Here is a 14,244-nt window from a genome sequence, read left to right as displayed (position 1 = left end):
GCGCGCCTGCCGCTGGCGGGCGGACCGCAGGCTGGACGACGCGACCGGACGCTTCTACCGCTGCGCCGCCTGCGGGGCCGAGACACGGACGATAACCGGCAAGCCACCGAAATCCTGCCTGCGCGACGGGTGACGCTGCGTAGCCTTGCGGTCAGGGCATGGCGACTCTGTCCGAACGTCTGCTGACGCGTCGCGCGAAGAGGCGCATATGCGGGACGGGGAGGGAGCCTGACAGCAAGAGAGGCACCCGATGCAGAACCTTCAGGACAAATCACAGGACGCAGCCCGCGCAGCCCTTGCCGCGCTGGATGACGCATGGGCGTATTACGATCCGATGACCGAGGGCAAGGTCGTCCCGCTGCACGAAGCGCGGCAGGCGGACGACACGCTGAGCGAGTACTACGAAGCGGCCTGAGCGGCCGTCAGCGGAACTTGTCCGCCAGCCGCTGGAGGGGGGACCGCCGGTCTTCCTCGGGGGCGGGCGGCTCCTCCGTCCTTGCGGACGGCGTCGCGGCGGCGGGCGTGGTCGACGAGCGCGGCGGCGCGGTTCTTAGCGCCACGGCATTCATGAAGCGGCCCGCGTCGCCCCGCGCCAGATCCGGCGCGCCGTCGGAACAACCGCGCAGCACGTCGTCCAGCCAGTCCTGGTCCGCCTTGGCGAAATCCGACAGGACATAGCCCGCGACCCGGTCCTTGTGGCCCGGATGGCCGATCCCCATGCGCACGCGGGCATAGTCCGGCCCGATGTGCTGGTGGATTGAGCGCAGGCCATTGTGCCCGGCGTGACCGCCGCCGGTCTTGACCCGCAGCTTGCCGGGGGCGAGGTCCAGTTCGTCGTGGAACACGGTGATCTCGGCCGGTGTCAGCTTGTAAAACCGCATCGCCTCGCCCACCGACTGGCCGGACAGGTTCATGAAGGTCATCGGCTTGATCAGCAGCACCTTTTCGCCGCCCAGCAGTCCCTCGGCGATCTCGGCCTGGAACTTGGTCTTCCACGGGGCAAAGCCGTGATCCGACGCGATCCGGTCCAGCGCCATGAACCCGATGTTGTGCCGGTTGGCGGCGTATTTCGCGCCCGGATTGCCGAGGCCGGCGAAGATTTGCATCGAAACGTCCCTTTTTCGCCCAAGCGGCGGTCGGTTTGAGGGATAGTGCGGGGGAGGCAGTCAATCAAGAACAGGGGGCGAAATGCCTGATTTCGAGCTGAACGGGGTGGCGCTTCACCTGCCCGAGGCACTGGCCGCGCCCAAGATCGTGCGCAAGCTGGAGGCCGGGCAATACGAGGGCTTCGAGGCCCGCGCGGCACGCATCCGGGTCCGGAAGGGGTTCCGCGTGCTCGAACTCGGCGGTGGCATGGGCTATGTCGGGTCGGTCTGCGCGGCGATCACCGGCGGCGCGAACGTGGTGACGGTCGAGGCGAACCCCGACATGATCCCTGTGATCCGCGCGAATTTCGACCGCAACGGGCACCGGGACGCCACCGTGATCCACGGCGCCGTCACCGGCGACGGGGCCGAGGGCGAGACGCTGGAATTCCGGCGCGGCAAGGCGTTCTGGGGTGCGTCGATCGCCGAGGAGGGCGCGGAGGGCGACATCGTCAGCGTGCCACTTCTCAGGATCAGCGCGCTTCTGGCCGAGCACAAGCCGAACGTGGTCATCATGGATATCGAAGGGGCCGAGGAACATCTGTTCGATGCGCCGTGGCCGGGTCATGTCCGCTTCGTGATGATGGAGATCCACCCCGCCCGCTATCCGGCGCGCGTCATCAAGCGGATCTTCGACTGCATGTCCGCGTCGAACCTCGTCTACGATCCGCGCGCCTCGTCCGGGGGCGTGGTCAGCTTCAAGCGCATCAAGGACGACGCCTGAGGGTCGGGCGGGCCGTCCAGGCGGCGCTGCCCACCACATGCCTGCGATGCCGGGACGCCGCGTTGACCGGAGCGACGACACGCCGCCTGCTGCGATCGACCGCACAGGAGGCCCCGATGATCGACATGTCGCCCGCAAATCCCGTCACGCCCGTGAAGGGCCTGAAACTCGCCGCGCGCCGGTTCCGATTCGACCGGGCGGAAGAGGACCGGATGATGCGGGTCTGCGGCTCGGACGCGGCGCTGTTCCGGGACTGCGTGGACCCGGCCGCTTTCATCCCCCACGCCATCCGCGAAAGCGCGATCAACGGGATCACCGAGAATGGTGGCGTGAACATGCTGCAGTCGGTGCGGATGGACAGCCCGCTGCGGCTGGACGAGGAGATCACCGTCTCGGGCGAGATCGCGGATGTCTTCGACGCCCCGCGCGGGACGATCACCACGACCGACACGTGGTATCGCGGCGCGGACGGGCGGCTTGGCATGGTGCTGCGCCGCGTGGCGCTCAAGACCGACCCCAACCGCACCGCCGATCCGTCGCTGCGCGGCACCGGGGACAAGCCCGCACCGGTGGTGCCCGACCCCGAGGCACTGGACGCGCTCGGCCATATCGACCTGACGCCCGACGACGTGAAGACCTATTCGCTGGGCACCGGCAACCTGCTCCACGTCGATCCCGAGGCCGCGCGGCGGGCGGGCTATCGCGCGCCGATCGTCGGCGGCAGCCAGGGCGTGCGCTACATGACGGCCGCGTTGTGGCGTGAAGGGGTGCCCGCGACGGTCGATCTCGACATCTACTTCCGCCGCCCGATCTTCTGGGAGGAGAGTTTCGACGTCCGCGCCGCCGGGGAACCCGGCCGGCGCAGCGCCTACTGCCTCAGCCGGGGTCCGAAGGTGCTGATGGAGATGAAGGTCAACGCGATTTCGTGACGCGGTGCCGCGGGGCGGCGGCGGCTCAGGCCGCCAGCCGGTGCAGCGCCGCGCGCATCAGGGTCGCGATCTCGTCCAGCCGCTCATTCATGCGGGACGAGGGGCCCTCGACCGACAGGACCAGCAGATCGCCCGCCGCATGGTGGCGCACCTGCTGCGCGACGGCTGCCGTGCCAAGGCCGATGCCCGGACCGGTGAAGCTGCCGCGACGGCGGCCTTCGCCCAGCCGTGTGGCATAGTCCGAGGCGTCGATCGCGGGCGCGGAGCGCGGGCGTTCGGAGTTGATGCGCCCGATGATCCGCTTGAGTTCGCGGTCGTCGGACATCGCCAGCAGCGCCATGCCGGGGGCCGAACGGGACACGCAGTGCTGCATGCCGGGCACCGGGGCGGCAGGGTTCTTGCCGCCGTCGGCGACATAGATCGTCTGCACGCTCAGTTCGTTGCGGCGGGCCAGAACGACGGTTTCGCCGATCAGGTTGGCCAGCGAATGCACGAGGTTCAGCAGCGTGCCCTGACGGATGAGAGAGGGATCGACCCATGCGCCGAGCAGGCCGGTCCGGCGTGTCAGGCGGTAGGTGCGGGTGTGACGGTCGTGCTGGAGATAGCCCATCGTCACCATCGACCGCAGCAGGGCCGAGGTGCTGGAGGCCGGAAAATTCAGCGCGGCGGCGACTTCGGAGCCGGAGACCTCGCGGCGGACGTGATCGAGATATTCGAGAATCTGGATCGTCCGGGCCGCCGACTTCACGACGGAATCGGGCAGTTCGGTCAGAAAGGATGGCGGCTCGACCGGGGTGCCGAGGTCCAGATCCCGTGCGTTCGTGTAAGTCATTTCAATCTCCTCCCTGTCAGCAATTCCCGTCGGGGCGATCTCTCCGGAGCGCTGTGTGACAGGCTGACTGACGCCGAGTAGAGGCTCGACTTACCGGCAAGTCAAGCTTCATTTAGCCGTCCGGCAAGTAAGCGCCAGTCTCCACTGGAAAAGGCGGGGTTTCGGCATTTGACCTTTCGGACAGTGTGTTTAACGTGACGTCCGAACCGCAAGGAGAGACGCATGACCGAACACGTCAGGAAGGGCCGGATCGAGGATCGCCGACTCATCACCGGCAAGGGCCGCTACGCCGACGATATCGCCGATCCGGGCGCGCTGGTGGCGGTTTTCCTGCGCTCGACCATCGCGTCGGGTCGGATCGTGTCGATGGAAACCGGGGATGCGGCAGAGATGCCAGGCGTGGTCGCCGTGCTGACGCAGGCGGATATCGAGGCCGATGGAATCGGTCCGGTCCAGACCCCGATGAACCTCAAGGGCCCGGACGAGCGCACCTGGACCGCCACGCCGCGCCCGTTGCTGGCCAAGGACGTCATCCGCCATATCGGCGAACCGCTTGCGATGATCGTGGCCGAGACCCGTGCGCAAGCGCTGGACGCCGCCGAAGCGATCGAGCTTGAGACCGAGGACCTGCCCGCCGTCACCACCATCGACGAGGCGACCGCCGAAGGGGCGGCGCTGGTCCATGACGACCGGCCCGGCAACCTGAGCGCCGAGTGGGAACGCGGGGACTGGCAGGCCGTGCGCGACGCCATCGCCAAGGCACCGCACAAGGTGACGGCGCGGGTGCCTGTGACGCGCGTGACCGCCGTCGCGATGGAGCCGCGCAATGCCTTCGTCCGGCCTGATGAAGACGGTCGGATCACCTTCTATGCCAGCCACCAGAACCCGGTGGCCATGCGCCAGACGCTGGCCAATTTCATGAAAATGGAGCCGGAGAAGATCCGCTGCGTATCCGGCGATGTCGGCGGCGCGTTCGGGATGAAGTCGGGGCCGCTGCGCGAGGAAACGACGGTGTTCTGGGCGGCCAAGCACCTGAACCGGGCGATCCGCTGGCGGGCCGACCGGGGCGAGGATTTCCTGTCCGACGAGGCCGGGCGCGACATGGACATCATCGTCGAGCTGGGGCTGGACGAGGACGGCACCATCCTCGCGCAGGGCACGACGATGCGTCTGAACGTGGGGGCCTATGCCTCGGCCCGGTCGCTGCCGCCGGTGCTGAACTTCGGCGGGGTCGCCGGGGTGTACCGCACGCCGGTTCTGGCGGGCCGGATCGAGGGCTGGCTGACCCATACGATTCCCGTCGCACCCTATCGCGGGGCCGGGCGGCCCGAGGCGACCTATGCCATCGAGATGGCGCTGGATCAGGCCGCGCGCGAGATCGGGATGGACCGGATCGAACTGCGCCGCCGCAACCTGATCCAGCCCGCGCAGATGCCGTGGAAATCGCCGTTCATCTTCGACTACGACAGCGGGGATTTCCCCAAGCTGCTGGACAACGGGCTGAGCGAGGCCGACCACGCGGGCTATGCCGCGCGCAAGGCCGAATCCGAGGCCAAGGGCCGGGTGCGCGGCTTCGGCCTCGCGCTGTGCATCGAGACAGCCGGCGGCCTCTGGGGCAATCCGGGCCGCGACTTCGCCGATGTGTCGATCAATGCGGATGGCTCCGTCACGCTGGGCGGCGGCGGGTTCTCGGCGGGGCAGGGGCTGGAGACGCTGCTGTCCGATCTGGCTGCCGAAGGACTGGAACTGCCGGTCGAGAGCGTGAACTACTTCCAGGGGGACACCGACCGGATGGACCGGGGCGGCGGCATGGGCGGCTCGGGCGCGACGATCAAGGTCGGCTCCGCCGTCCGCGACGCGGTCGAGAAGGTTCTGGCACAGGCCAAGGACATCGCCTCGGACACGCTCGAGGCGGATGCGGCGGATATCGAGTACGAGGCGGGCAAGTTCCGCATCGCGGGCACCAACCGCGAGGTCGAGCTGGCCGAGATCGCGCGCACGGCCATCGACCGGGGCACGCCGCTGCTCGGCAAGGGCGAGTTCGTGACGGACGGCCCGACCTTCCCGAACGGCTGCCACACCTGCGAGGTCGAACTGGACCCCGAAACCGGGCGCATGACCATCGAGCGCTACACCGGTGTCGAGGACATCGGCAGGGTGATCCAGCCGCAGATGGCCGAGGGGCAGATCCAGGGCGGGGTCGCGCAGGCGCTCGGCCAGATTTTCCTCGAGGAGATGCGTTATACTCCCGGCGACGGGCAGCTGTTGACCGGGTCCTTCATGGACTACGCGATGCCCCGCGCCATCGACCTGCCGGCGTTGAAGGCCGGATATTCCAACGTGCCGACCGCCAAGAACCCGCTGGGGGTCAAGGGCGTCGGCGAGGCGGGGTCGGTCGGTGGCCTTGCCGCCGGGATGAGCGCGGTGATGGATGCGCTGGCGCAGGTCGGGGTGACGTCTTTCGACATGCCCGCCACGCCCGGCCGGGTGTGGGAGGCGATCACCGCCGCCAAGGGCTGAGTTGCGGCTCAGCCCCCGGTGCTTTCGGGGGCTGGGTCAGTCTCAGCCCGCCATCGCCATGAACTTCGGCCATGCCGCCGGGTCCTGAACCGTCTTGTCGCGGCAGAACGGGTTGCAGAAGCCGTAGACCTTGCCGTCCATCTCCATGAAGTCGGTCACCGGCTTGCCGGAATAGGGGCAGGCCGCGTTGACGGACGGGCCGGAAGCGACCGCCTTGGCCGGGATTGGCGCGGGGCCGGGCCAGGCCGTCGTCGGCAGATCCTTGGCATAGGGCACCGGGTCATAGCTGACCGTCTGACCCATGGCGCGCCAGCGGCGGAAGGCCGGATCGGCCAGCATGTTGGCGACATAGGCGGCAGCGTCCGCGCCAACGGGCAGGCCATAACCCGCGATCCGTGCGGCCACCGGGGCAAAGAAGACATCCGCCAGCGACCATTCCCCGAACAGCCAGTCGCCCCCGGACCCGTGGCGGCTGCGGGCGAGGGCCCACATCTCCTCGATCCGGGCGAGGTCCGCGGCGACCGCGTCGGACACCGCGAAGCCTTCGTACTGGTGCAGCAACTGCATGGGGCATTCGCTGCGCAGCGCGCCATAGCCCGAGTGCATCTCGGCCACCATCCAGCGGGCGAGGCCGCGCGCCGCCGGGTCTTCGGGCCACATCCCGGCATCCGGATGCCGTTCCGCGAGCGTCTCGGCCATCGCGAGCGTGTCGCCGACGAGAATGCCGTCGGGGGTGCGCATCACGGGGACCGTGCGGGCGGGATAGACCGGTTCGAGGTCTTCCTTGAAGGTGCCGGTGTAGAGGCCGAGCACCGTGGTCTTGCAGGGAATGCCAAAGGTTTCGAACATCAGCCAGCCGCGCAGGGACCAGCTGGAAAACGCGCGGTCGGCTATGAAAATCTCGTAGGTCATTGAACTCTCCGGGCTGCGATACCGGACAGGTTACGCGGCAGTGCGGCGATACGGAAAGCGAATGTTCCTGAGGTTCGGCATCACGGGCAGTGATTGATCGCGCCGACCTCCCAGCCGGTGCCGTCGAACGTCAGTTCGGTGACCGACAGATTGTCGATCTTCTGCCCCAGCACCTGTTTCGGCAGTTTCCCGGTGTGATCCGCGACACGGGCGAGGATCACACCGAAATGCGCCACCACCACCACGTCGCGCCCCCGGTGCGCCTGCATCAGACGGTCGACCGCGCGGCCCGTGCGGGCGGTCATGTCGAACCAGCTTTCGCCGCCGGGGGCCGCGTGATGCCCCGGTTCGCTCCAGAACGCGCGGCTGAGTTCCGGATGCGTCTGGCTGACCTCGGGCGAGCGTTTCAGCTCCCACTCGCCGAAGTTCATCTCGCGCAAATCGGGGTCATGCGGCAGTCGCTGGCGGGTGCCCGCGATGGCGTCGGCGGTGGTGACCGAGCGGACAAGGTCGGACGAGATCACCAGCGCGTCGGACGGCAGGTAGTGCGACAGGCGGCCGACCTGATCGGTGTCGCTGAGATCGGCGGGCAAGTCGGACCAGCCGACGAGCCCCTTGTAATGCGTCGGCCCGTGCCGCACCCAGAAGAACCGCATCAGATCGCCCCTTTCAACACGTTCGGCAGGCCCGCGACCACCTGCACCACCCGGTCCGCCCGTGCGGCCAGACGGATGTTCAGGCGCCCCTGCGCCTCGCGGAAACGGCGTGCGAGGGCATTGTCGGGGACGATCCCCTGGCCGACCTCGTTCGACACGATGGTCAGGTCCGCCGGACAGGCCGTAATGGCATCCAGCAGCCGGTCAGTTTCCGCCGACAGGTCGCTTTCGGTCAGCATGATATTGCTCAGCCACATGGTTGCGCAGTCGAAAAGGACCGCCGTGGCGGGGTCAAGGCCGGGCAGCAGGTCCGCCGCATTTTCCGGCGCCTCGAATGTGGTCCATCCATCGCCGCGCATCCGGCGATGCCTTGCGATTTTTTCCTCCATCTCGGCATCGAACACCTGGGCGGTGGCAATGTAAGCCTTTGGCAGTCCACGGGAACGCACGAAATCCTCCGCCCAGGCGGATTTGCCAGAGGCCGCGCCGCCCACAACGAATGTCACGGAGTCGTGCATTTTTTCGTGTCCCTTCGTGAAACCAAGTCGCGTCTCATGCGTATAGCTTGGGTAAGAGAACGGACAAGGGCGCGCGTGACGTGCCTCCCGCCCGGCACGGGGCGGAGACAACCGGGGAGACATTCATGCCGCTCGACAGCATTTCCGACAATTCCCTTTCGCGACGCGCGATGAAGGCAGAATTGCTCGACGCCGAGACGGAGCTTTCGCTCGCCTATGCCTGGCGCGATCAGCGTGACGAGGCGGCGCTGCACCGTCTGGTCACCGCCTACATGCGGCTGGCGATTTCGATGGCCGCCAAGTACCGCCGCTACGGCGCACCGATGAACGACCTGATCCAGGAGGCCGGGCTGGGCCTGATGAAGGCCGCCGACAAGTTCGATCCCGACCGCGGGGTCCGCTTTTCGACCTATGCCGTCTGGTGGATCAAGGCCTCGATCCAGGATTACGTGATGCGCAACTGGTCGATGGTGCGCACCGGCTCGACCTCTTCGCAGAAATCGCTGTTCTTCAACATGCGCCGGGTTCAGGCCCGGCTGGAGCGCGAGGCCATGGGCCGGGGCGAGGAACTGGACGGCCACCAGCTGCGCCAGATGATCGCGACCGAAGTCGGCGTCCCGCTGCGCGATGTCGAGATGATGGAGGGGCGTCTGTCCGGCTCCGACTTCTCGCTGAACGCCACGCAGTCCGCCGATGACGAGGGCCGCGAGTGGATCGACACGCTGGAGGACGACACGGCCGGGGCCGCGGAGCTTGTGGGCGACGATCACGACCGTCAGGCGCTGCGCGACTGGCTGATCACCGCCATGTCCGACCTGAACGACCGCGAGCGGATGATCGTGCGCGAGCGCAAGCTGCGCGACGAGCCGCGGACGCTGGAAAGCCTCGGGCAGGAACTGGGGCTGTCCAAGGAGCGTGTGCGTCAGCTCGAGGCCGGGGCGTTCCGCAAGATGCGGCGCACGCTGGAAACCAACGGCGGCGGCGAGGTCGAGGCGCTGCTGCACTGACGCCGCTCCTTGCCCCCGGTGCGGGGGTCGCCTAGTGTCGCCGGAAATGGCGTCCGAGGGCGGAACATGCTGGCTGGCAAGCGGATATTGCTGATCATCGGCGGCGGGGTCGCGGCGTTCAAGGCGCCCGACCTGATCCGCCGCCTGCGCGAACGCGGGGCCTCGGTCACGCCGGTTCTGACGGCCGCCGGGGCCGAGTTCGTGACCCCCCTGACCATTTCCGCGGTGGCTGGAGAACGGGTGCATAACGCGCTCTTCGACCTGACGACCGAGGCCGAGATGGGGCACATCCAGCTGTCCCGCTCCGCCGATCTGGTCGTCGTGGCCCCGGCGACGGCGGACCTGATGGCCAAGATGGCGCAGGGGCTGGCGAACGATCTGGCCTCGACCCTGCTGCTGGCCACCGACACGCCGGTGCTGATCGCCCCGGCGATGAACGTGCGGATGTGGGATCACCCCGCCACGCAGCGCAACCTTGCGACCCTGAAATCCGACGGCATCGCCATGGTTGGCCCGAACGAGGGCAGCATGGCCTGCGGCGAATACGGCCCCGGACGCATGAGCGAACCGCTGGAGATCGTCGCGGCGATCGAGGCGCATTTCACCGCCGGGCCGCTGACGGGCAAGCGTGTCCTCGTCACATCCGGCCCCACGCACGAACCCATCGACCCGGTCCGCTACATCGCCAACCGGTCCTCGGGCGCACAGGGCACGGCGATCGCAAGGGCACTGGCGGCGCTCGGGGCCGAGGTGGTGTTCGTGACCGGCCCGGCCTCCGTGCCGCCGCCCTCGGGTGTGCAGGTGGTGAAGGTCGAGACCGCGAAGGAGATGCTGGAGGCGGTTCAAGCCGCGCTGCCGGTCGACGCTGCGGTATTCGCGGCGGCGGTTGCGGACTGGCGGGTGGCCTCTGCCTCCGGTTCCAAGATCAAGAAGGTGAAGGGCGCGCTGCCAACGCTGGAATTCGCCGAGAACCCCGACATCCTCGCCACCGTCAGCCAGATGCAGACGGGGCGGCCGGGGCTGGTCGTGGGCTTCGCCGCCGAGACGGACGACGTGGTCGCCCATGCCACCGCCAAACGGCAGCGCAAGGGCTGCGACTGGATCGTGGCGAACGATGTCAGCCCGGCGACGGGGATCATGGGCGGGACGGAGAACGCGGTGATCCTGATCTCGGACGACGGGGCCGAGGAATGGCCGCGCATGGGCAAGGATGCGGTCGCCGCCCGGCTGGCGGAGCGTGTGGCCGGGGCCTTGGCATAGAATTTTGCCTCCGGCGGGAGTTTGTCTGGCCAGATGAAGGATCATGTGAAGATAGAGATTGCGCGGCTCGACTGGGCCGATCCCGACGTGCCGCTGCCGTCCTACGCGACGGCGGGGGCTGCGGGCGCTGACGTGCGGGCCAACTTCCCGGCGGCGGACCGCGACGGCGTGGTGATCGGACCCGGCGCACGGGCGCTGGTGCCGACCGGGCTGAGCATGGCGATCCCCGAGGGGTTCGAGGTGCAGGTGCGGCCGCGTTCGGGTCTGGCGCTGAAGCACGGGATCGCGCTGGTGAACGCGCCGGGGACCATCGACAGCGACTATCGCGGGCCGGTCGGGGTCATTCTGGTCAACCTGGGGCATGAGCCATTCCACGTCTCGCACGGGGACCGGATCGCGCAGCTTGTGGTTGCGCCGGTGACACGCGGGACCTTTGCCGAGGTCGCGTCGCTGGACGCCACCGCGCGGGGCGACGGCGGATTCGGCTCCACGGGGCGGGGCTGATGCTGGCGGTCCTGGTCCTTGCGGCGGCGCTCTGGTGGGGTGGTCGCTGGGCGGGCGTTTCGCGGGGGCCGAGGCTCGCGGTGCTGGGCGTATTGTTGATGGCGGTGCTGCTGGCGCAGGTGGTGCTGCCCGCCGGCCATCCGCTGCGCGAAGCGACCGGCGGCGGGATCGCCGGGTGGTTGATGCTGCTGGGTCTGGCCGCGATAGTCGTGGCCTATCGCTGGGGCCTAGGACTGCTGAAGGCGCGGGCGCAGGGGGCTGAGCCGCCGGAGCCTGTGGCGCAGGGGCCGTTCACCGAGACCGAGCTGGAGCGTTATGCCCGTCACATCGTCCTGCGCGAACTGGGCGGGCCGGGGCAGCGGAAGCTGAAGGATGCCAAGGTCCTGGTGATCGGGGCCGGAGGGCTGGGATCGCCCGCGCTGCTCTACCTCGGGGCGGCGGGGGTCGGGACGCTGGGGATCATCGACGGCGACCGGGTCGACAACGCCAACCTGCAGCGGCAGGTGATCCACATGGACGACGCGATCCAGCAGCCAAAGGTCTTCTCCGCCGAGGAAACGCTGAACGCGCAGAACCCCAGGACGCATGTCCGGCCCTATCACCGTGACCTGACCGAAGACATCGCGGCGGAGCTGTTCGCCGAGTATGACCTGATCCTCGACGGCACCGACAATTTCGAGACGCGCTATCTGGCGAACCGCACCGCCGTGGCGCTCGGAAAGCCGCTGATTTCCGGCGCGCTCTCCCAATGGGAGGGGCAGGTGAGCGTGTTCGACCCCGCGCGCGGCGGACCGTGTTACCAGTGCATTTTCCCTCAGGCCCCCGCGCCGGGCCTCGCGCCGTCCTGCGCCGTGGCGGGGGTGTTGGGGCCGTTGCCGGGGGTCGTGGGGTCGATGATGGCGGTCGAGGCGGTGAAGGTCATCACGGGCGCGGGCGCGGCACTGAGGGGTGAGATGCTGATTTACGATGCGCTCTGGGGCGAAACCCGCAAGATCACGTTGAAGAAGCGCCCCGATTGCCCGGTCTGCGGGCTGGAAAGCCACGCGCCGGAGGCATAGGTTTCAGGGGCAAAGGAGATGCCCCACATGACCAATCCCCTGCTGTCCGACTGGACCGGCCCGTTCGAACTGGCCCCCTTCGACGCGATTTCCGACGAGGATTTCGCCCCCGCGCTGGATGAGGCGCTGACCGCGCACAAGGCCGAGATCAAGGCGATCGCCGAGAACCCCGAACCGCCGACCTTCGCGAACACCGTCGAGGCGCTGGAGAACGGCGGCAAGGCGCTGGAGAAGGTGCTGTCGGTCTTCTTCACCGTCGCCGGCGCGGACAGCAACCCGAGGCGCGAGGAACTGCAGCGCGCGTTCTCGCCGAAGATCGCGGCGCATTACGCTGAGATCTCGGCGAACAAGGCGCTGTTTCAGCGGGTTGCGGACCTCTGGGCGCGCAAGGACGAGCTGGGTCTGGACGCCGATCAGGCGCGGATTCTCTACCTCAGCCATCGCGGTTTCGTCCGGTCGGGTGCGGCTCTGGACGGGGCCGAGGCCGAGCGGATGAAGGAGATCAAGGGCCGGCTCGCGACACTTGGCACATCGTTCACGCAGAACCTGCTGGCGGATGAGCGCGAGTGGTTCATGGAACTGGACGAGGCCGATCTGGAGGGGCTGCCGGGCTTTGTCGTCGAAGCCGCGCGGGCGGCGGGCGAGGAAAAGGGCAAGGACGGGCCGGTCGTGACCCTGTCGCGGTCGCTGATCGTTCCGTTCCTTCAGTTCTCGCCGCGCCGGGACCTGCGCGAGACCGCGTTCCGGGCATGGGCCGCACGTGGCGAGAATGGCGGCGCGACGGACAATCGCGAGGCGGTCGCGGAGATCCTGACGCTGCGCGAGGAGCGGGCGAAGCTGTTGGGCTACGATAACTTCGCCGACTACAAGCTTGAGACGGAGATGGCGGGGGAGCCGGGCAAGGTGCGGGAGTTGCTGCACAATGTCTGGCGGCCCGCCAAGGCGCAGGCGCTGGCGGATCAGGCGGTGCTGGCCGAGATGATGCATGCGGACGGGATCAACGGCGATCTGGAGGCGTGGGACTGGCGCTATTACGCGGAGAAGCGGCGCAAGGCCGAACACGATCTGGATGAGGCGGCGCTGAAGCCTTACCTGCAACTCGACCGGATGATCGAGGCGGCGTTCGACTGTGCGAACCGCCTGTTCGGGCTGGAGTTTTCGCCGCTCGACGTGCCGCTTTACCACCCCGACTGCCGGGCGTGGCACGTGACGCGGGGCGGCGCGGACGTGGCGGTCTTCATCGGCGATTACTTCGCGCGCGGGTCCAAGCGGTCGGGCGCGTGGTGCTCGGCGATGCGGGCGCAGGCGAAGGTGCCGGAGGTGCAGATCCCGGTGGTCATCAACGTATGCAACTTCTCCAAGCCGCCGAAGGGGCAGGCGGCGCTCTTGTCCTATGACGACGCGCGGACGCTGTTCCATGAGTTCGGGCATGCGCTGCACCAGATGCTGTCGGACGTGAAATATGAAAGCGTCTCGGGGACCTCGGTGGCGCGGGACTTTGTCGAGCTGCCGAGCCAGTTGTATGAGCACTGGCTGGAAGTGCCCGAGGTGCTGGAGAAATTCGCGACCCATGTGGACACGGGCGAGGTGATGCCGCGCGACATGCTGGAAAAGGTGCTGACGGCGGCGAACTTCGACCAGGGGTTCCAGACGGTGGAATACGTCGCCTCGGCGCTGGTGGATCTGGAATTCCATGACGGGCCCGCACCTGCCGATCCGATGGCGAAACAGGCGGAGATCCTGGCCGATCTCGGGATGCCGAAGGCCATCAGGATGCGCCATGCGACCCCGCATTTCGCCCATGTTTTCAGTGGGGACGGCTATTCGTCCGGGTACTATTCCTACATGTGGTCCGAGGTGATGGACGCCGACGCCTTCGCCGCTTTCGAGGAGGCCGGGGGGGCGTTCGATCCGGCGGTCGCGAAGTCGCTGGAGGAGAACATCCTGTCCAAGGGCGGCTCGGTCGAAGCGGACGAGCTTTACACCCGGTTCCGGGGGCGGCTGCCTGGCGTGGAGGCGCTGCTCAAGGGGCGGGGGCTGGACAAGGTCGCCTGAGGGGGCGGTTCGGGACGCTGAAGCCGTGCCCGGCCGGGTGCAATGTCCGACCGGGCGCGGAATCGAGGCGAAGCCGCCGCGCCGAGCGCCTGCCCGTCCCGGCGGGTAGGCGCTGTGTCATCCG

At 68.1% G+C, this 14,244-nt stretch carries 14 protein-coding genes; 9 read left to right on the top strand and 5 right to left on the bottom strand.

What is annotated here, in order from left to right; all coding sequences use genetic code 11:
• The first annotated feature begins 250 nt into the window (after positions 1–250).
• Positions 251–415: a hypothetical protein gene (locus ATO6_RS25165; RefSeq protein ID WP_176441024.1), complete on the top strand. Its 165-nt coding sequence runs from the start codon at positions 251–253 to the stop codon at positions 413–415.
• 7 nt (positions 416–422) lie between these two features.
• On the opposite strand, the gene pth is transcribed toward ATO6_RS25165, so the two are convergent.
• Complete coding sequence (gene pth / locus ATO6_RS19840) at positions 423–1,106, bottom strand: aminoacyl-tRNA hydrolase (protein WP_088625785.1); 684 nt, start codon at positions 1,104–1,106, stop codon at positions 423–425.
• An 82-nt stretch (positions 1,107–1,188) separates the two neighbouring features.
• Between pth and ATO6_RS19835 the strand changes: the two genes are divergently transcribed.
• Together ATO6_RS19835 and ATO6_RS19830 are read left to right on the top strand one after the other, a co-directional pair.
• Positions 1,189–1,869, top strand: a complete 681-nt coding sequence (locus ATO6_RS19835; RefSeq protein ID WP_088625784.1) for an FkbM family methyltransferase — start codon at positions 1,189–1,191, stop codon at positions 1,867–1,869.
• Positions 1,870–1,985: 116 nt separating this feature from the next.
• Positions 1,986–2,798 carry a MaoC/PaaZ C-terminal domain-containing protein gene (locus tag ATO6_RS19830; protein WP_088625783.1) on the top strand — a complete coding sequence of 271 codons (813 nt, stop codon included), beginning with the start codon at positions 1,986–1,988 and terminating at the stop codon, positions 2,796–2,798.
• A 25-nt stretch (positions 2,799–2,823) separates the two neighbouring features.
• On the opposite strand, the gene ATO6_RS19825 is transcribed toward ATO6_RS19830, so the two are convergent.
• Positions 2,824–3,630, bottom strand: a complete 807-nt coding sequence (locus ATO6_RS19825; protein WP_088625782.1) for an IclR family transcriptional regulator — start codon at positions 3,628–3,630, stop codon at positions 2,824–2,826.
• 222 nt (positions 3,631–3,852) lie between these two features.
• On the opposite strand from ATO6_RS19825, the gene ATO6_RS19820 reads away from it, so the two are divergent.
• On the top strand, positions 3,853–6,150 hold the full coding sequence (locus ATO6_RS19820) for a xanthine dehydrogenase family protein molybdopterin-binding subunit (RefSeq protein WP_088625781.1): 2,298 nt from the start codon (positions 3,853–3,855) through the stop codon (positions 6,148–6,150).
• A 42-nt stretch (positions 6,151–6,192) separates the two neighbouring features.
• Here the strand turns inward: ATO6_RS19820 and ATO6_RS19815 are convergent, their stop codons facing one another.
• From ATO6_RS19815 to cobU, 3 genes are all read right to left on the bottom strand, one after another.
• Positions 6,193–7,062: a glutathione S-transferase gene (locus tag ATO6_RS19815; protein WP_088625780.1), complete on the bottom strand. Its 870-nt coding sequence runs from the start codon at positions 7,060–7,062 to the stop codon at positions 6,193–6,195.
• Between the two features lie 80 nt (positions 7,063–7,142).
• A complete protein-coding gene (locus ATO6_RS19810) occupies positions 7,143–7,718 on the bottom strand; it encodes a histidine phosphatase family protein (RefSeq protein ID WP_369597075.1) in 576 nt (191 codons plus the stop codon).
• The gene (cobU, locus tag ATO6_RS19805; RefSeq protein WP_088625778.1) at positions 7,718–8,236 is read right to left on the bottom strand and encodes a bifunctional adenosylcobinamide kinase/adenosylcobinamide-phosphate guanylyltransferase; all 519 of its coding nucleotides are present in this window, start codon (positions 8,234–8,236) and stop codon (positions 7,718–7,720) included. The genes ATO6_RS19810 and cobU overlap by 1 nt, the downstream gene beginning before the upstream one ends.
• Before the next feature lie 125 nt (positions 8,237–8,361).
• Here cobU and ATO6_RS19800 point away from each other — a divergent pair, with 125 nt between their 5' ends.
• The 5 genes from ATO6_RS19800 (at position 8,362) to ATO6_RS19780 (ending at position 14,120) form a co-directional block, all read left to right on the top strand.
• Positions 8,362–9,243: an RNA polymerase factor sigma-32 gene (locus tag ATO6_RS19800; protein WP_088625777.1), complete on the top strand. Its 882-nt coding sequence runs from the start codon at positions 8,362–8,364 to the stop codon at positions 9,241–9,243.
• Between the two features lie 66 nt (positions 9,244–9,309).
• Positions 9,310–10,503, top strand: a complete 1,194-nt coding sequence (gene coaBC, locus ATO6_RS19795; RefSeq protein ID WP_088625776.1) for a bifunctional phosphopantothenoylcysteine decarboxylase/phosphopantothenate--cysteine ligase CoaBC — start codon at positions 9,310–9,312, stop codon at positions 10,501–10,503.
• A gap of 33 nt (positions 10,504–10,536) precedes the next feature.
• Positions 10,537–11,007: a dUTP diphosphatase gene (gene dut, locus ATO6_RS19790; RefSeq protein ID WP_088625775.1), complete on the top strand. Its 471-nt coding sequence runs from the start codon at positions 10,537–10,539 to the stop codon at positions 11,005–11,007.
• Positions 11,007–12,065, top strand: a complete 1,059-nt coding sequence (locus tag ATO6_RS19785) for a HesA/MoeB/ThiF family protein (protein ID WP_088625774.1) — start codon at positions 11,007–11,009, stop codon at positions 12,063–12,065. Before dut ends, ATO6_RS19785 begins: the two co-directional genes overlap by 1 nt.
• 27 nt (positions 12,066–12,092) lie before the next feature.
• Complete coding sequence (locus ATO6_RS19780) at positions 12,093–14,120, top strand: M3 family metallopeptidase (protein ID WP_088625773.1); 2,028 nt, start codon at positions 12,093–12,095, stop codon at positions 14,118–14,120.
• Positions 14,121–14,244: the final 124 nt, after the last annotated feature.

The sequence above is a fragment of the Oceanicola sp. 22II-s10i genome, from assembly GCF_002210105.1.
GTDB lineage: Bacteria > Pseudomonadota > Alphaproteobacteria > Rhodobacterales > Rhodobacteraceae > Pseudooceanicola.
The sequence above is the reverse complement of the archived record's forward strand: the minus strand, read 5'-3'. Positions and strand labels throughout refer to the sequence as shown.